This is a genomic window from Pseudomonas sp. H3_E04 (assembly GCF_054668915.1).
The window spans coordinates 5,435,249-5,451,922 of record NZ_CP162797.1; the positions used below are offsets into that span (position 1 = coordinate 5,435,249).

Sequence of the window (16,674 nt, forward strand, 5' to 3'; positions counted from 1 at the left end):
AGTGCTGATCGGTCTGCCACCGGAATCACGCGATGACGAAGCGCGTGGCGCGCGTGCGCATTTTCTCCAGGTGTTTCTGTCCCAGCGTGCGCAAATGGAGGCGCTGGTGAACCGGCGCGTCGGTTGTCGGGCGACGGCGGCGGATCTGGTCCAGGATCTGTTTTTGCGCTTCTGGCGCCGGCCGCTGGTCCAGGTTGAAGAGCTCAGCACCTATCTGCTGCGCTGCGCCGGCAACATCGCCATCGACCATCTGCGCAGCGAAGGCACGCGCACGCGCGTCAATGAAGGCTGGCAGCCGGACGAACCCGACAGCCATGGCAGCGAACCCCAGGCCGCACTCGAAGCCGGCAATGATCTGCGTCACGTCGAAGCCGCGTTGCGCGCCTTGCCCGAGCGTACCCGGCAGATCTTTCTGCTCAATCGCATTCACGGGCGCAAGTACGCTGAGATCGCCAAGGCCATGGGCCTGTCCCAAAGTGCCGTGGAAAAACATATGATGCGCGCCCTCGAGGCCTGCAAGGCCAGCCTGCGCGAACCCGCGCCACGCTTGCCAGGGAAAGCACCGTGAAGCCATCCAACCCGATCACACCGACACCGGCCCAGGAACAGGCCGCGCTGGCCTGGCTGAGCCTGTTGCACGACCGCCCGAGCACTGGCGATCAACTCACCTTCAGCCAGTGGCTGCGCGCCGATCCGGCCCATGCCCAAGCGTATGCGCAGGCGCAGGTGATCTGGGAACTCAGCGAAAGCCCCGCGCGCACGCTGGCCGATGAAGATGCGCTCGCGCTGCAAGGTTATCTGCAGGCGATGGACGTCCCGCGTCGTTCGCCGATGTTACGTTGGTCGGGCGCGCTGGCGCTGGCCGCGTGTTTGCTGCTGATGGTCAGCCTCGGCACGGGGTGGCAGGCGCAGCGCTGGCTCGACGATCTGCGCGCTGATCATGTCTCGGCACCGGGGGAAATCCGCACGGTGACTCTGGCCGATCAGTCGCAAGTGACACTGGATGCCGACAGTGCGATTGCTGTGAATTTCAGTCATGGCCAGCGCCGCGTGAAATTGATCAGAGGTGCTGCTTACTTCAGCGTCACTCACACTGGCGATCCGTTTGTGGTGGCGGCGGAGCAGGGCGAGGCGCGGGTGCTCGGCACCCAGTTCGAAGTGCGCCGGCAACCTCACGGCGCGCAAGTGACGGTATTGTCCGGGCGTGTCGCGGTGACGGCCGATGAGCATGGCCAACAGCAGATTCTCACGGCCGGCCAGCAAGTTGCCTACGCCGAGGGCTCAGCGGAAAAACTGCATGCCGTGGACAGTGAAGCGCAACTGGCCTGGCGTCAGGGTTGGCTGACTTACTACAAGACCACGCTGGCCGATGTCGTCGAGGATCTGCGCCGCTATTACCCGGGGCGGATTGTGCTGCTCAACGATGAGCTGGCGGCGCGCAAGGTCAGCGGCAGCTTTCCGAGCAAGGACCCGCAAGCAGTGCTCAATTCGTTGCAGGGGGTATTGGGATTTGAGCAGCATCGGGTGTTGGGGCAGCTGATTATTCTGCGCTGAGGCTGCCGGCCTCTTCGCGAGCAGGCTCGCTCCCACAGGGAACGCATTCCAAAGGTGGGAGCGAGCCTGCTCGCGAAGGCGTCAGCCCAGGCAACAAATCCCCCGAAAAATATTTTCAAATTAAAGGTGAGGTAACCCCGAGCCCCATCCGTGTAGTGACTGAAACTGCGAGCCATTCGCATCCGTTGCGGTTCTACACAGGTCATTGAGCAATGAAGTCCAGGGCAAAATCCGGTTCGGTCAAACAGTGGTTGGGCATGTCGGCGTTGAGTTTTTCCGCGTTGGCATTGCTGCCGATGAGTATGGCGCTGGCCGTTGAAGCGGTGAGCAGTCAGGCGCAACAGCAATTCAATTTTGCCCTGGCCGCCAAACCGTTGCCCCAGGCCCTGAGTGACTTCAGCCGCGTGACCGGGCAGAGCGTGGTCTACACCGACGAAGCGCCGTACGGCCTCAATGCTCCGGCAGTCAACGGCCAGATGAGCGCCGAACAGGCCCTGCAACGTCTGCTCGGCAACTCCGGCCTGAGCTTTCGCCGCACCGACAACCACACGTTGGCGCTGGAGCCGATGCCGACCGAAGGCGCGCTCAATCTCGGCGCCACGACCATCACGTCTACGCGCGATGAATCGCTGAGTTATCAGCCGCCCGATACCAGTTCAGTGATGCGCTCATCGGCATCGCTGCAAGAGATTCCGCAAACCGTCAATGTCATCCCGGCGCAGGTCATTCGCGATCAGGCGCCGCGCAATCTCGATGACGCGCTGGCCAATGTCAGCGGCATCACCCAGGGCAACACCTTGGGCAGTACCCAGGATTCAGTGATGACTCGCGGCTTCGGCGACAACCGCAACGGCTCGATCATGCGCGACGGCATGCCGCTGGTGCAGGGCCGTGGCATGAACGCGACTGTGGATCGCGTCGAAGTGCTCAAGGGCCCGGCCTCGTTGCTCTACGGGATTCAGGATCCGGGCGGCGTGGTCAACCTGGTCAGCAAGAAGCCCGAACTGACCCAGTACAACGCCGTAACCGTGCGCGGTTCGACCTACGGTGACGGCAAGAATGGCAGCGGCGGCGCCTTCGACAGCACTGGCGCGCTGGGCGATTCCGGCTTCGCCTATCGCATGGTCGTCGATCATGAAGACGAAGATTACTGGCGCAACTTCGGCACCCACCGCGAGACGCTGATCGCACCTTCGCTGGCCTGGTACGGCGAGCGCACCAAGCTGCTGTTCGCCTACGAGCACCGCGAATTTCTCACGCCGTTCGACCGTGGCACCTTGATCGATCCGCGCACCAACCATCCGCTGGATATCTCGCGCAAGCAGCGTCTCGATGAGCCGTTCAACGACATGGAAGGGCGCTCGGATCTGTACCATTTCGAAGCCGACCATGAACTCAATGACGACTGGAAAGCCCACTTCGGCTACAGCTGGAACCGCGAAACCTACGACGCCAGCCAGGTGCGCGTGACTGCGATCGACACCAACAAAGGCACACTGACCCGCAGTATGGACGGCACCCAGAATGCGATCAGCACCGACCGTTTCACCACCGCCAGCCTCGAAGGCAAAGTGAATGTACTGGGCATGCAGCATGATCTGGTGTTCGGCGTCGACGACGAATATCGCAAGATCTACCGCGAGGATCTGATCCGGCAGAAAAGCCTGACCACGTTCAGCTACCTCAATCCGGTGTATGGTCGCGAAGTGATGGGCACTACGGTGAGTGCGCCCGACAGCGCGCAGACCGACAAACTGCGCAGCGACTCGCTGTTCCTGCAGGATTCGATTCACCTCAACGAGCAGTGGATCCTGGTCGCTGGCGGACGTTTTCAGGAGTACGACCAGTACGCCGGCAAAGGCGTGCCGTTCAAGGCCAACACCGACAGCAACGGGCAGAAGTGGGTGCCGCGCGCAGGGCTCGTGTACCGCTACACCGATGCCTTGTCGTTCTACGGCAGTTACACCGAATCGTTCAAACCCAACTCGACCATTGCCCCGCTGAGCGGCAGCAGCACTGTGCTCGACGGCAGCATTGCGCCAGAAGAAGCCAAGTCGTGGGAGCTGGGTGCGCGGCTGGATATGCCGGGCAGCATCACCGGCAATATTGCGTTGTTCGACATCAAGAAACGCAACGTGCTGGTGGCCAATTCCGAAGGCCCGACGACGATCTACAGCGCGGCGGGTGAAGTGCGTTCACGCGGCCTGGAAGTCGATGTCAGCGGGCAACTCAGCGAGCACTGGAACCTGATCGGCAGCTACGCCTATACCGACGCCGAAGTCACCGAAGACCCGGAATACAAAGGCAAGCGCCTGCAAAACGTAGCGAAGAATTCCGGCTCGCTGTCGGCGGTTTATGACTTCGGCAATGTGTTTGGCGGCGATCAGCTGCGTATCGGGGCAGGCGCGCGCTATGTCGGAGAGCGCGCAGGCAACGCGGTGAATGATTTTGATCTGCCGAGCTATACCGTGGCGGATGCGTTTGCTACTTACGACACCAGAGTCGAAGGGCAGAAAGTCAAGTTTCAGTTGAACGTGAAGAACCTGTTTGATCGCACCTACTACACGTCATCAGCGAGCCGCTTCTTTGTCTCGATGGGGGACTCGCGGCAGGTTTCCTTGTCGAGCACTCTGGAGTTTTGAGTCAACGTCAAAAGATCGCAGCCTTCGGCAGCTCCTACATTTGGAATGCGTTTCCCCTGTAGGAGCTGCCGAAGGCTGCGATCTTTTGACCTTCTACCGCAAAAACGCCTGCCGATACTCGCCCGGCGTCCCACCTAAAACCTGCCTGAACCGGTTGGTGAAATGACTCGCACTGGTAAACCCGCACGCCAGCGCAATCTCCCCCAATGGCAGCGCCGTCCCGCGCAACAATTCCCGTGCCCGGCTCAAGCGCCGCGCCAGCACGTACTGATGCGGCGGCAGGCCAAAGCTCAGGCGAAACATCCGCGCGAAGTGATATTCCGACAGCGCGCACAGCCCGGCCAGTTGCCCGAGGCTGATGGCTTCGCTCAACTGGTTGTCGATGAACTCCACCAGTTGCCGCCGCTGATGCGGCGCCAGTCCGCCCTTCAAGCGCAAGCCCTGGCGCGCACCCACCTGGCTGAGCAGCGTGTGGCTGATCAATTCGTGGGCAAGGCTGCTGGTCAGCAAGCGTTCGGCCGGCTCTTGCCAGTTGAGGCTCAATAGTTGGCGAAAGCGTTGCGCCTGTTGCGGATCTTCGAGAAAGGTCTGTTCGCGCAACTGCATCTCGCGCGGTTCGCGATCGAGCAAAGTCACGCAGCCGAGGGCGAATTGTTCGGCGCTGAAATACAGGTGCGCCAGACGAATATCGCCATTGATCACCCAACCCGATTCATGCTCGGCCGGCAGGATGCATAGCTTGTCCGGCCCGCCCTTGCGGCCCGGTTGGCCACGACGAAACGTGCCGGTGCCGCCGGCGATGTAGCAGGACAAGGTGTGATGACTCGGTGCTTCGTATTCCTGGGCGTCGTGGTGGTTGGTCCACAAAGCCGCAGACAAGCCGTCGCCGAGTTCGGCGCTGTGCACCAGGCGTGCATTCGGCGAGCGGTTGAGGGCTTGAAAGACTTGCAGGGTATCGATGGCGGCCATGTGCGGTTCTCTTCAACGCCTTCGCATCCTACTCCGTAGACGTGGCGCTGCCAGCCTGCTGGCAGACAAAAGCGCAAGATTCTGCAAGCGCCGAAGGATGGCCGAGGCAGACACTCAAGGCCTGTTTAAGGAGTGTCTGCCATGAACCTGTCGTTGTATCTGCTGACCGTGCTGATCTGGGGAACCACTTGGATCGCCTTGAAATGGCAATTGGGCGTGGTCGAAATTCCGGTGTCGATTGTCTATCGCTTCGGCCTGGCTGCATTGGTGTTGTTTGCGTTGCTGCTGCTCAGCCGCCGTCTGCAACCGATGAATCGGCGCGGGCACCTTATCTGCGTCTTGCAGGGCCTGTGCCTGTTCTGCATCAACTTCATGTGCTTTTTGACCGCCAGTCAGTGGATTCCCAGCGGGCTGGTGGCGGTGGTGTTTTCCACGGCAACACTGTGGAACGCGCTGAATGCGCGGGTGTTCTTCGGGCAGCGCATTGCTCGCAATGTATTGATGGGTGGCGCGCTCGGGCTGTTCGGTCTGGGACTGTTGTTCTGGCCGGAGGTGGCCGGGCATCAGGCCACTCCGCAAACCCTTCTCGGCCTCGGGTTGGCGTTGTGCGGAACCTTGTGTTTTTCGGCCGGCAATATGCTCTCCAGTTTGCAACAGAAAGCAGGGTTGAGACCGCTGACCACCAACGCCTGGGGCATGGCCTATGGCGCGGCGATGTTGTCGGTGTGGTGTCTGCTCAAAGGCATCCCGTTCGAAATGGACTGGTCACCACGTTATGTCGGCGCGTTACTGTATCTGGTGATTCCCGGCTCGGTGATCGGCTTTACCGCCTACCTGACGCTGGTCGGGCGCATGGGCCCGGAGCGTGCAGCTTATTGCACGGTGTTGTTCCCGGTGGTGGCGCTGAACGTGTCGGCGTTTGCCGAAGGCTATCAATGGACCGCGCCGGCGCTGGCCGGTTTGGTGTTGGTGATGCTGGGCAACGTGCTGGTGTTCCGTAAACCCAAACCACTGTTGTCCGCCGGGCAGGGGAAGTTGGCTTGATAAAACGAGCGCTGCTGTTCAGCGCTCGACTTTCAAGGTGATGTAGATCATTACCGGGAAGATAAAGTCGACAATGTGTCGTGCCCAGTCCTTGGCGTTCCATGATTGCGAAGTGTCCATGTCGAACCATTCAACACCGACAGTTTGCAGGCACACGTAATAAATGAAGATGGCGACCAATATGCCCATGATCGAAAACTTCTTGGCTTCATGAAAAGCTGCAGCGGAAGCATCAATGTAGCGATATAACTGGTAAGTGCCGATCAGACAGAGCACCGTGTAAGTGACTTCCATGGTGATGATGAACCAGTAGATCCGGTGGTGGATCATGGGCGAGTCAATAGCCCGGTAGATGATGTTTTCGCTGGCGTTGGTGGTGTCCATACTCAGGATGTGCGCCACATAGGTGTAATTGGATTCATAGTCGGTGAAGTTGTGAATCATCACCAGCAGGCCGAAGAAGCTTATATAAGCCATCAGGATGACTTTGCTGTAACGAATAAGTTTGTCAGTTGTCAGGGTGTTCACGGGAATGGCTCTCCATGGCAATCAATCAATAAGTTGATAAGTTGCGAGAGCTTATATTGCAGTTACTGAAATGGGCTTGCTTGTTCAGTTGCAAGTTATGTAATCAAAGAGAATAAAAGGCCAGTGCAACAGTGCACTGGCCTTTTTGTTCAGCGACGCCAGACTTGCGGGTTGACCAGATCCTGCGGCCGTTCGCCGAGCAGGGCGCTGCGCAGGTTGGCCAGTGCGCGGTTGGCCATGGCTTCGCGGGTCTCGGTGGTCGCCGAGCCAATGTGGGGCAGGGTCACGGCGTTTTTCAATTGGAACAGCGGCGATTCGGCCAACGGTTCTTTTTCGTAGACGTCGAGCCCGGCGCCTCGGATGCGGTTGTTTTGCAGAGCGTCGATCAGCGCCGGTTCGTCGACCACCGGCCCGCGCGAGATGTTGACCAGGATTGCACTTGGCTTCATCAGCGCCAGTTCGCGATGGCTGATCAGGTGACGGGTCTTGTCGCTCAGTGGTACCACCAGGCAGACGAAATCGGCCTCGGCCAGTAGCTCATCCAAGCTGCGGAACTGCGCGCCGAGTTCCTCTTCCAGTTCGGTCTTGCGGCTGTTGCCGCTGTAGATGATCGGCATGTTGAAGCCGAAGCGACCGCGTCGGGCAACGGCGGCGCCGATGTTGCCCATGCCGACGATGCCGAGGGTCTTGCCGTGCACATCACTGCCAAACAACGGCGCGCCGACGCTGGCTTGCCATTGGCCTGCCTTGGTCCAGGCGTCGAGTTCGGCGACGCGGCGGGCGCTGCTCATGATCAGGGCAAAGGCGAGGTCGGCGGTACTTTCGGTGAGCACGTCGGGGGTGTTGGTGAGCATGATCCCGCGTTCGTTGAAGTAGTCGAGGTCGTAGTTGTCGTAGCCGACCGAGACGCTTGAGACCACTTCGAGTTTTGTTGCGCTTTCCAATTGTGCGCGGCCGAGTTTGCGGCCGACGCCGATGAGGCCGTGGGCGTGGGGCAGGGCTTCGTTGAACTGGGCGTTGATGTCACCGGTCTTGGGGTTGGGGACGATGACGTCGAACTCTTCTTGCAGGCGTTCGATCATGGGCGGGGTGATGCGGCTGAAGGCCAGGACTGTTTTTTTCATTGGGGTTGGGCTCGTCGGGGCTTGATTGCAAGCACGCTAACATTTTCTCGCTCGGGTTGTCTTGGCGGCCTCTGGGCCGACCAGGTTCTTGGGGTTTTGGGTGAATATCCGTTTCTTCGGGTGTTGCTGATTACGGTTCCGCCCTTACGGCGGGTCACCTTTTTCAAACGCCAAAAAGGTAACCCAAAAGGCTTGCTCCTACGTTCGGCCCTCGCAGGCTCGGGTCCCTTCGCTCCGGGATCGATCCGGGCGCAGCGGCTACGGTTTGCTTCGCTGCACCTCCTTCCGCTGTGTCTGGCTGCGCCAGACGGTCGCTGCGCTCCCACGCCCGGATCAATCCCTCCACTCAGCCTTCCGACGTCGCCGGTGGATCAAGATCAAGAGCGGTACTCGAGCTTGCGCTCATTGTTGAGTGGGGCGGCTTCGCCGCGGGCAGCTGCTTTGCTTTGCTTTGCTTTGCTTTGCTTTGCTTTGCTTTGCTTTGCTTTGCTTTTGCTTTTGCTTTTGTGGGAGCGAGCCTGCTCGCGAAGGCGGCCTGACAGCCGACCTGTTTCTCGCTGATGTACTCGATTCAAACTGTGGCAGCTGGCTTGCCAGCAAAGGCGGCCTGACAGCCGACTCATATCTTGCCGGTGTACACGACCCAGAATTGTGGGAGCGAGCCTGCTCGCGAAGGCGTCTCCTCTGCCAACCCATCTCTGCCAGATTCCCCCTGTCCCTGTGGCAGCCGGCTTGCCAGCGAAGGCGGCCTGACAGCTGACTCATATCTTGGCTGATGTACACGACCCAGAATTGTAGGAGCGAGCCTGCTCGCGAAAGCGTCTTCACTGCCAACCTATCTCTGCCAGATCCACCTTGTCCCTGTGGCAGCTGGCTTGCCAGCGAAGGCGGCCTGACAGCCGACTCATATCTTGGCTGATGTACACGACCCAGAATTGTGGGAGCGAGCCTGCTCGCGAAAGCGTCTTCACTGCCAATCTATCTCTGCCAGATTCACCCTGTCCCTGTGGGAGCTGGCTTGCCAGCAAAGGCGGCCTGACAGCCGACTCATATCTTGGCTGATGTACACGACCCAGAATTGTGGGAGCGAGCCTGCTCGCGAAAGCGTCCTCATAGCCAACCTCGCTCTGCCAGATTCCCCCTGTCCCTGTGGGAGCTGGCTTGCCAGCGAAGGCGGCCTGACAGCCGACTCATATCTTGGCTGATGTACACGACCCAGAATTGTGGGAGCGAGCCTGCTCGCGAAAGCGTCTCCACTGCCAACCTCTCTCTGCCAGATTCACCCTGTCCCTGTGGGAGCTGGCTTGCCAGCGAAGGCGGCCTGACAGCCGACTCCTATCTTGCTGATGTACACGACCCAGAATTGTGGGAGCGAGCCTGCTCGCGAAAGCGTCTTCACTGCCAACCTATCTCTGCCAGATTCACCCTGTCCCTGTGGGAGCTGGCTTGCCAGCGAAGGCGGCCTGACAGCCGACTCATATCTTGCTGATGTACACGGCCCAAAATTGTGGGAGCGAGCCTGCTCGCGAAGGCGTCTCCTCTGCCAACCCATCTCTGCCAGATTCACCCCGTCCCTGTGGGAGCCGGCTTGCCAGCGAAGGCGGCCTGACAGCCGACTCCTATCTTGCTGATGTACACGACCCAGAATTGTGGGAGCGAGCCTGCTCGCGAAAGCGTCTTCACTGCCAACCTATCTCTGCCAGATTCACCCTGTCCCTGTGGGAGCTGGCTTGCCTGCGAAGGCGGCCTGACAGCCGACTCCTATCTTGCCGGTGTACACGACCCAGAATTGTGGGAGCGAGCCTGCTCGCGAAAGCGGTTTATCTGACACCTCGAATATTGAATGTGCCGAAGCCCTCAGGGTCGGGCTCGCTCCCACAGGGTCAGCTACGTGTCGGCGATTGATGGATTTCGTAATTATCCAGCACCCGATTCACTGCCAGTTCCGCGAGCATGATCACCTGCTGGATGGCCAGTATCGTGTGTCGTTGGGGGCTGTCGACGTAGGCGGCGATGTCGCTGCTCATGATGCTCGCCGAGGCGAGGGATTCGCAGGCGTGGGCCAGCAGGCTTTCGTTGTCCTGGTCGGGGGCGACCTGGAACATGGTGCTGGGTCTGTGGCTTTGCTGCGCGGTGGTGGCCGGTTTGAGGTAGTGATCCAGCGCACGCTCGGCGGCGTCGTGGAGTTTCGTTGAGTCGGGGGATTGGTAGGGTGAGGTGCTTTCGGATTCGGGGGGATTGGGTGTGGGCTTGAACATGGCAAAGATCCTTTTGGATTAATGGAGCTGCCATTTTTCGTTTTCCAGGCGAAAGGGGTGGCAGCTGTACGCGGACTGGAAAAACCGGCAAAGGATCAAACCCGGCAGACCCGAAGGTCTCCCACGTACAGCCGCCATAACTGAATACCGGCGCTGAAAGAGCGCGGCATTATGTCATGCGCTGTGATCCTGCGGGTTTTCCAGACCCGGTCGCTGATTCGTCAGCAACCACCAAATCCTAGCCACCGCACTTCCGACGGACAACCTGCAAAACCTGTCGGAAACTTCCCGGTAAACACCGCGATGTAGGAGCTGCCGTAGGCTGCGATCTTTTGATTTTTAAACAGCAAGATCAAAAGATCGCAGCCTCGTTGCACTCGTCAGCTGCTACAGGAAACCTGCGAGTGTTTAAACTCAGGTGGCGACGCGGGCGCCAGCCAGGCTCCCGGTCAGTTCATACGCAACCAGTTCCGCCTGATGCGCCGCCAGTATTTCCGGCAACGATCCGCGTAAATACTCCACCCAGGTCTTGATCTTCGCATCCAGGTACTGCCGCGACGGGTAGATCGCGTAGAGATTGAGTTCCTGCGAGCGGTAGTTTGGCATTACGCGCACCAGGGTGCCGTTGCGCAGGCCTTCGATGGCGGCGTAGACCGGCAGCACGCCGACGCCCATGCCGCTGGTGATCGCGGTTTTCATGGCGTCGGCGGAGTTCACCAGGAATGGCGAGCTGTTGATGGTGACCGTTTCCTGGCCGTCCGGGCCGTCGAAGGCCCATTTCTCCAGCGGGATCACCGGGCTGACCAGGCGCAGGCAGGCGTGGTTGAGCAGGTCGCTGGGTTTCTGTGCGGCGCCGTTGGCTTTTACGTAGGCCGGCGAGGCGCAGACGATGCTGTAGGTGATGCCCAGGCGTTGCGAGACGAAGCCGGAATCGGGCAGTTCGCTGGCCAGCACGATGGACACGTCGTAGCCCTCGTCGAGCAGGTCCGGCACGCGGTTGGCCAGGGTCAGGTCGAAGGTCACGTCGGGGTGGGTCTTGCGGTAGCGGGCGATGGCGTCGATGACGAAGTGCTGACCGATGCCGGTCATGGTGTGTACTTTCAACTGCCCCGCCGGGCGCGCGTGGGCGTCGCTGGCTTCCGCCTCGGCTTCTTCGACGTAGGCGAGAATTTGTTCGCAGCGCAGCAGGTAGCGTTTGCCGGCCTCGGTCAGGGCGATGCGCCGGGTTGTGCGATTGAGCAGACGGGTTTGCAGATGGGCTTCGAGGTTGGAGACCGCGCGCGAGACGTTGGCGGTGGTGGTGTCGAGTTGCACGGCGGCGGCGGTGAAGCTGCCCGCTTCGGCAACACAACTGAAGGCGCGCATGTTTTGCAAAGTGTCCATGGGGTGCTCTCAAGGGAGATGGCAAATTGTGACACGAAGTTTCAGGGGCTGAGACCCCCGACCAAGGGATTATCTCGTTAACCGTAACAAAGATTCACAGAAATCCCAGCTTATCGCCGCAGAGGCACCTCCATAGAATTGCGCCGATCCCTGTAGGAGCTGCCGAAGGCTGCGATCTTTGTCTTTAAAAAGATCAAAAGATCGCAGCCTTCGGCAGCTCCTACACAAGTCCCTCGATCTATCCCTCTCTCAGGAATTCGCAGCTGTGCCGCGTCGCATCAACAGAGCGCTTTTGCCGCTCAGTGTTCTGGCTTTAACCCTGGCTCTCGGCGGCTGCATCTCTACCCAAGGCATTGCCCCTCACGGCGAGACGCTTGCGGCTGATTCACTGGCCACCGACGCGGCCATTGCCGAGGCTGCCAAGGATGCCCACTGGCCGAGCGCACAATGGTGGCGAGCATTTGGCGATGCGCAACTCGATCACTGGATCGACCTCGCCGTGCAAGGCAGCCCGAGCATGGCCATGGCTGCTGCGCGGGTGCGTCAGGCCAAGGCCATGGCCGGTGTTGCCGAAGCGGCCGAGGCGTTGCAGATCAATGGCGAGTCGACCCTCAAGCGCCACAACTGGCCGACCGATCAATTCTACGGCCCCGGCGATCTGGCCAACACCACCACGTGGGACAACAACGCCGCGCTCGGCTTCAGCTACGCCTTCGACCTCTGGGGCCGCGAGCGCAATGCCAGTGAACGCGCGGTGGATCTGGCCCATGTGAGCGTGGCCGAGGCGCGACTGGCGCAGCTGGAACTGCAGAGCAATCTGGTCCGCGCCTACATCGAGTTGTCGCTGCATTACGCCCAGCGCGACATCGTCGCGGCGACGCTTCAGCAGCAACAGCAGATTCTCGATCTGGCACAGAAACGCCTGAGCGGCGGGATCGGCACGCACTTCGAAGTCAGCCAGGCCGAAACACCGCTGCCGGAGACTCATCGCCAGCTCGATGCGCTGGACGAGGAAATCGCCCTGAGCCGCAACCAGATTGCTGCACTCGCTGGCAAAGGCCCGGGCGCTGCTGCACAGCTGCAACGGCCGACGCTGTCCCTCGCGACGCCATTGAAACTGCCCTCGGCATTGCCCGCCGAACTGCTCGGCCAGCGTCCCGACGTGGTCGCCAGTCGCTGGCAAGTGGCGGCGCAGGCGCGCGGCATCGATGTCGCCCACGGTGGTTTCTACCCCAATGTCGACCTGGTCGGCAGCCTCGGCTACATGGCTACCGGCGGCGGGGCGCTGGAGTTTCTGACCGGCAAGAAACTCAACTACAACGTTGGCCCGGCGATCTCGTTGCCGATCTTCGACGGCGGCCGCCTGCGTGGCGAATTGGGCGAAGCGGCGGCCGGTTATGACATCGCCGTGGCGCACTACAACCAGACGCTGATCAACGCACTGAAGAACATTTCCGATCAGTTGATCCGCCGCGAGTCGATGGACAAGCAGCAGGACTTCGCCGCCGAATCCGTGGCCGCAGCGCAGAAGACCTACGACATCGCGATGATCGCCTATCAACGCGGCCTCACTGATTACCTCAACGTACTCAATGCGCAGACGTTGCTGTTCAAACAGCAGCAAGTGCAGCAGCAAGTGCAGGCGGCGCGGTTGAGTGCGCATGCCGAATTGGTGACGGCGCTCGGCGGCGGCCTCGGAGCGGGTGATGACGTGCCGACAGCCGAGCAGACCCAGGCCCCGAAAACCCCGGCGCTCCTGCGTTGAACACAGCATCCAGTGTGGGAGCGAGCCTGCTCGCGAAGAGGGCGTATCAGTCAATGAACATGTTGCCTGAGACTGCGCTTTCGCGAGCAGGCTTGCTCCCACAGGTTTCGAGTCCGGATTGCATGCCTGAGTTTTTTCAATGACCTCCTTGCCCGCCCCTCTACGCTGGCTCCACTCCCTGGAATGGCGTCGCGGTTTTTTCGACTGGGCACGCAGCGATGGCGTGACCTGGGTGTATATCTTCAAGGTGTTGCTCGCCGCGTTTCTCACCCTGTGGCTGGCCATGCGCCTGGAACTGCCGCAACCGCGTACGGCGATGATCACCGTGTTTATCGTCATGCAGCCGCAGAGCGGTCAGGTGTTCGCCAAGAGTTTTTATCGCTTGCTCGGCACGCTGGCGGGGTCGGCGATGATGGTCACGCTGATCGCTTTGTTCGCGCAGAACACCGAGCTGTTTCTCGGCACGCTGGCGATCTGGGTCGGCATCTGCTCGGCCGGTGCCGCGCGTTGCCGCAACTTTCGCGCGTATGGTTTTGTTCTCGCCGGTTACACCGCAGCGATGGTCGGTCTGCCGGCGCTGGCGCACCCGGACGGCGCCTTTATGGCGGCAGTCTGGCGAGTGCTGGAGATTTCGCTGGGGATTCTCTGTTCGACGCTGATCAGCGCGGCGATTCTGCCGCAAACCGCCAGCGCGGCGATGCGCAACGCCTTGTATCAGCGCTTCGGCGTGTTCGCCTTGTTCGTCACCGACGGCTTGCGCGGGCGCAGCAAAGCCGAGGCGTTCGAGGCCAGCAACGTGCGTTTCATTGCCGAAGCCGTGGGCCTGGAAGGACTGCGCAGCGTGACCGTGTTCGAAGACCCACACATGCGCCGGCGCAACGGTCGGCTGAGTCGTTTGAACAGCGAGTTCATGGGCATCACCACGCGCTTCAACGCCTTGCATCAATTGCTTGAACGCCTGCGCGGCAATAGCGAAGAACATGTTGTTGCGGCGATCAAACCGGGTCTGCAGGATCTCGCCGAAGTGCTCGACGGCTTCAGCGGTCGCGCCCTGACCAGCCCCGATGCGGCACGTTTGGCCACCGCGCTTGCGAGCTACAAGGAAGGCTTGCCCGCGCGGGTACGCACCTTGCGCGGGATCTTTCAGGACACGGGGCCAAGCGAAGCCGAACAACTGGATTTTCACACCGCCTACGAATTGCTCTATCGCTTCGTCGATGACCTGCACAGTTATGCACAGACCCACGCTTCACTCGCTGATCATCGCCACGAACGTGAGCGCTGGGACGAGCCTTTCACTCCGCAAACCAACTGGTGGGCGGCAGCCGCGTCGGGAATTCGTGCCTCGTTCATCCTGATTGTGCTGGGCAGTTACTGGGTGGCCACGGCGTGGCCGAGCGGGGCGACCATGACCCTGATCGCCGCCGCCACCGTCGGCCTGTCCGCTGCCACACCGAACCCCAAGCGCATGGCCTTTCAAATGGCCTGCGGGACTTTTCTCGGTGCACTGATCGGCTTCGTGGAGATGTTTTTCATCTTCCCCAGGATCGATGGATTTCCTTTGCTGTGCGTAATGCTCGCACCGGTCATTGTGCTCGGTTCGTTTCTCGCTTCACGACCGCAATACGCCGGTGTCGGATTGGGCCTGCTGATTTTTTTCAGCACCGGTTCAGTGCCGGACAACCTGACGATCTACAACCCCTACACCTTCATCAACGACTACATCGCCATGGTCATGGGCATGCTCGTGTGTGCGGCGGCGGGGGCGATCATTCTGCCGCCGAACAGTCGCTGGCTGTGGCAGCGCCTGGAGCAGGACTTGCGTGGGCAAGTGGTCTACGCGATCAGCGGCAAACTCAAGGGCCTGGCCTCGCGTTTCGAGAGCCGCACCCGCGATCTGCTGCATCAGGCCTATGGCCTCGCGGCAGGGCAGCCGAAGGTACAAAAGAGTCTGCTGCGCTGGATGTTCGTGGTGCTTGAAGTCGGCCACGCGATCATCGAGTTGCGCAAGGAGCAGGCGATCCTGCCGGTGCACCCGGCGTATGCCGAATCGCAGTCTTGGCGCCAGGCAATCCGCGTGATGGGGCGTGCGCTGGTGCGTCTGTTTCTGCAGCCGAACGCTAGCAATCTTGAGCGCGCACTGGTGGCGGTCGACCACGCGATCAGCCGCGTTGCCGCCACCGATGAGCCGTTCGCACCGCACTTTGATACCTCGGCGTTGCGCCGGGTGAAGAGCTATCTGCACTTTATCCGCACCTCGCTGCTCGACCCGCAATCACCCCTGGCCGAATTCGCTCCCGCCCGGCCCGAAGGACTCACCCATGCCTCGTGAAATTGCCTTCCACGGCGTGTACATGCCGACCATGACCCTGATGTTTTTTGTCGCTGCGGGACTTGCCTGGGCGCTGGACCGCTTCCTTTCGGGGTTCGACCTGTACCGTTTTTTCTGGCACCCGGCGCTGCTGCGTCTGAGCCTGTTTACCTGTCTGTTCGGCGCCATGGCGCTGACTGTCTACCGTTGAGAACATCTTGATGAAAAAGTTTTTCAGCCTGCTCGCGACCCTGCTGGTGCTGGCCCTGGCGCTGTGGATCGGCCGTACGCTGTGGGAGCACTACATGAACACGCCGTGGACCCGCGATGGCCGCGTGCGCGCCGACATCATCAACGTCGCCGCCGACGTCACCGGCGAAGTGGTTGAAGTGCCGGTGCGTGACAACCAGCTGGTGAAGAAGGGCGATCTGCTGATGCGCATCGACCCCGAGCACTACCGCATCGCGGTCAAGCAGGCGCAGTCACTGGTGGCTTCGCGCAAGTCGACCTGGGAAATGCGCAAGGTCAACGCCCACCGCCGCGCCGACCTCGACAATCTGGTGATCTCCAAAGAGAACCGCGACGACGCCAGCAACATCGCTGACGCCGCGCTGGCCGATTACCAACACGCCCAGGCGCAGCTTGAAGCCGCCGAACTCAACCTCAAACGCACCGAAGTGCGCGCCGCGGTGGACGGCTACGTGACCAACCTGAACGTGCATCGCGGCGACTACGCGCGCATCGGCGAGGCGAAGATGGCCGTGGTCGACATGAATTCATTCTGGGTTTACGGCTTTTTCGAAGAAACCAAACTGCCGCACGTCAAAGTCGGTGACCAAGCCGACATGCAGCTCATGAGCGGTGAAGTGCTCAAGGGCCATGTCGAAAGCATTTCACGTGGCATCTACGACCGCGACAACCCGGAGAGCCGCGAGCTGATCGCTGACGTTAACCCGACGTTCAACTGGGTCCGCCTGGCGCAGCGCGTGCCGGTGCGGATACACATTGATGAGGTGCCGGAAGGAGTGTTGCTGGCGGCAGGGATTACTTGCACGGTAGTGGTGAAGCAGGACCTGGCAGACAATTGATCGACCGG

The 16,674-nt window shown here is 60.7% G+C and carries 13 protein-coding genes; 8 read left to right on the forward strand and 5 right to left on the reverse strand.

Annotated features, from left to right (window positions below):
• Window position 1: 1 nt before the first annotated feature.
• The 3 genes from AB4N53_RS24425 (at window position 2) to AB4N53_RS24435 (ending at window position 4,196) form a co-directional block, all read left to right on the forward strand.
• Complete coding sequence (locus AB4N53_RS24425) at window positions 2-568, forward strand: RNA polymerase sigma factor (protein ID WP_415763603.1); 567 nt, start codon at window positions 2-4, stop codon at window positions 566-568.
• Complete coding sequence (locus tag AB4N53_RS24430) at window positions 565-1,554, forward strand: FecR family protein (RefSeq protein ID WP_460124145.1); 990 nt, start codon at window positions 565-567, stop codon at window positions 1,552-1,554. The genes AB4N53_RS24425 and AB4N53_RS24430 overlap by 4 nt, the downstream gene beginning before the upstream one ends.
• Window positions 1,555-1,766: 212 nt before the next feature.
• Window positions 1,767-4,196 (forward strand): TonB-dependent siderophore receptor, encoded by a 2,430-nt coding sequence (locus AB4N53_RS24435; RefSeq protein ID WP_460124148.1) that lies wholly within the window; start codon window positions 1,767-1,769, stop codon window positions 4,194-4,196.
• A 93-nt stretch (window positions 4,197-4,289) separates the two neighbouring features.
• On the opposite strand, the gene AB4N53_RS24440 is transcribed toward AB4N53_RS24435, so the two are convergent.
• Window positions 4,290-5,165 carry a helix-turn-helix domain-containing protein gene (locus tag AB4N53_RS24440; protein ID WP_460124151.1) on the reverse strand — a complete coding sequence of 292 codons (876 nt, stop codon included), beginning with the start codon at window positions 5,163-5,165 and terminating at the stop codon, window positions 4,290-4,292.
• Between the two features lie 141 nt (window positions 5,166-5,306).
• Between AB4N53_RS24440 and AB4N53_RS24445 the strand changes: the two genes are divergently transcribed.
• Entirely contained in the window at window positions 5,307-6,209 is a 903-nt protein-coding gene (locus tag AB4N53_RS24445; protein ID WP_460124154.1) for a DMT family transporter, read from the forward strand.
• A gap of 18 nt (window positions 6,210-6,227) precedes the next feature.
• On the opposite strand, the gene AB4N53_RS24450 is transcribed toward AB4N53_RS24445, so the two are convergent.
• The 4 genes from AB4N53_RS24450 to AB4N53_RS24465 all read right to left on the reverse strand — a co-directional run bounded on the left by AB4N53_RS24450 (window position 6,228) and on the right by AB4N53_RS24465 (window position 11,502).
• Window positions 6,228-6,737, reverse strand: coding sequence for a DUF2165 family protein (locus AB4N53_RS24450; RefSeq protein ID WP_460124157.1), 510 nt, complete (start codon window positions 6,735-6,737; stop codon window positions 6,228-6,230).
• A 149-nt stretch (window positions 6,738-6,886) separates the two neighbouring features.
• Window positions 6,887-7,861, reverse strand: coding sequence for a 2-hydroxyacid dehydrogenase (locus AB4N53_RS24455; RefSeq protein ID WP_460124160.1), 975 nt, complete (start codon window positions 7,859-7,861; stop codon window positions 6,887-6,889).
• Window positions 7,862-9,744: 1,883 nt separating this feature from the next.
• Window positions 9,745-10,119 (reverse strand): DUF6124 family protein, encoded by a 375-nt coding sequence (locus AB4N53_RS24460; protein WP_460124163.1) that lies wholly within the window; start codon window positions 10,117-10,119, stop codon window positions 9,745-9,747.
• Between the two features lie 414 nt (window positions 10,120-10,533).
• On the reverse strand, window positions 10,534-11,502 hold the full coding sequence (locus AB4N53_RS24465; protein ID WP_460124166.1) for a LysR family transcriptional regulator: 969 nt from the start codon (window positions 11,500-11,502) through the stop codon (window positions 10,534-10,536).
• 265 nt (window positions 11,503-11,767) lie between these two features.
• Here AB4N53_RS24465 and AB4N53_RS24470 point away from each other — a divergent pair, with 265 nt between their 5' ends.
• The 4 genes from AB4N53_RS24470 to AB4N53_RS24485 all read left to right on the forward strand — a co-directional run bounded on the left by AB4N53_RS24470 (window position 11,768) and on the right by AB4N53_RS24485 (window position 16,666).
• Entirely contained in the window at window positions 11,768-13,267 is a 1,500-nt protein-coding gene (locus AB4N53_RS24470) for an efflux transporter outer membrane subunit (RefSeq protein WP_460124169.1), read from the forward strand.
• Between the two features lie 139 nt (window positions 13,268-13,406).
• The gene (locus AB4N53_RS24475) at window positions 13,407-15,599 is read left to right on the forward strand and encodes an FUSC family protein (protein WP_460124172.1); all 2,193 of its coding nucleotides are present in this window, start codon (window positions 13,407-13,409) and stop codon (window positions 15,597-15,599) included.
• Entirely contained in the window at window positions 15,589-15,789 is a 201-nt protein-coding gene (locus tag AB4N53_RS24480) for a DUF1656 domain-containing protein (protein WP_041479478.1), read from the forward strand. Before AB4N53_RS24475 ends, AB4N53_RS24480 begins: the two co-directional genes overlap by 11 nt.
• A 10-nt stretch (window positions 15,790-15,799) precedes the next feature.
• A complete protein-coding gene (locus AB4N53_RS24485; protein WP_400556018.1) occupies window positions 15,800-16,666 on the forward strand; it encodes an efflux RND transporter periplasmic adaptor subunit in 867 nt (288 codons plus the stop codon).
• Window positions 16,667-16,674 lie beyond the last annotated feature (8 nt).

What these genes read in the sequence shown, in the direction of transcription:
- AB4N53_RS24435 (WP_460124148.1), top strand. Translation starts at nt 1,767, where the DNA reads ATGAAGTCCAGGGCAAAATCCGGTTCGGTCAAACAGTGGTTGGGCATG.
- AB4N53_RS24440 (WP_460124151.1), bottom strand. Translation starts at nt 5,165, where the DNA reads ATGGCCGCCATCGATACCCTGCAAGTCTTTCAAGCCCTCAACCGCTCG.
- AB4N53_RS24445 (WP_460124154.1), top strand. Translation starts at nt 5,307, where the DNA reads ATGAACCTGTCGTTGTATCTGCTGACCGTGCTGATCTGGGGAACCACT.
- AB4N53_RS24455 (WP_460124160.1), bottom strand. Translation starts at nt 7,861, where the DNA reads ATGAAAAAAACAGTCCTGGCCTTCAGCCGCATCACCCCGCCCATGATC.
- AB4N53_RS24460 (WP_460124163.1), bottom strand. Translation starts at nt 10,119, where the DNA reads ATGTTCAAGCCCACACCCAATCCCCCCGAATCCGAAAGCACCTCACCC.
- AB4N53_RS24465 (WP_460124166.1), bottom strand. Translation starts at nt 11,502, where the DNA reads ATGGACACTTTGCAAAACATGCGCGCCTTCAGTTGTGTTGCCGAAGCG.
- AB4N53_RS24475 (WP_460124172.1), top strand. Translation starts at nt 13,407, where the DNA reads ATGACCTCCTTGCCCGCCCCTCTACGCTGGCTCCACTCCCTGGAATGG.
- AB4N53_RS24480 (WP_041479478.1), top strand. Translation starts at nt 15,589, where the DNA reads ATGCCTCGTGAAATTGCCTTCCACGGCGTGTACATGCCGACCATGACC.
- AB4N53_RS24485 (WP_400556018.1), top strand. Translation starts at nt 15,800, where the DNA reads ATGAAAAAGTTTTTCAGCCTGCTCGCGACCCTGCTGGTGCTGGCCCTG.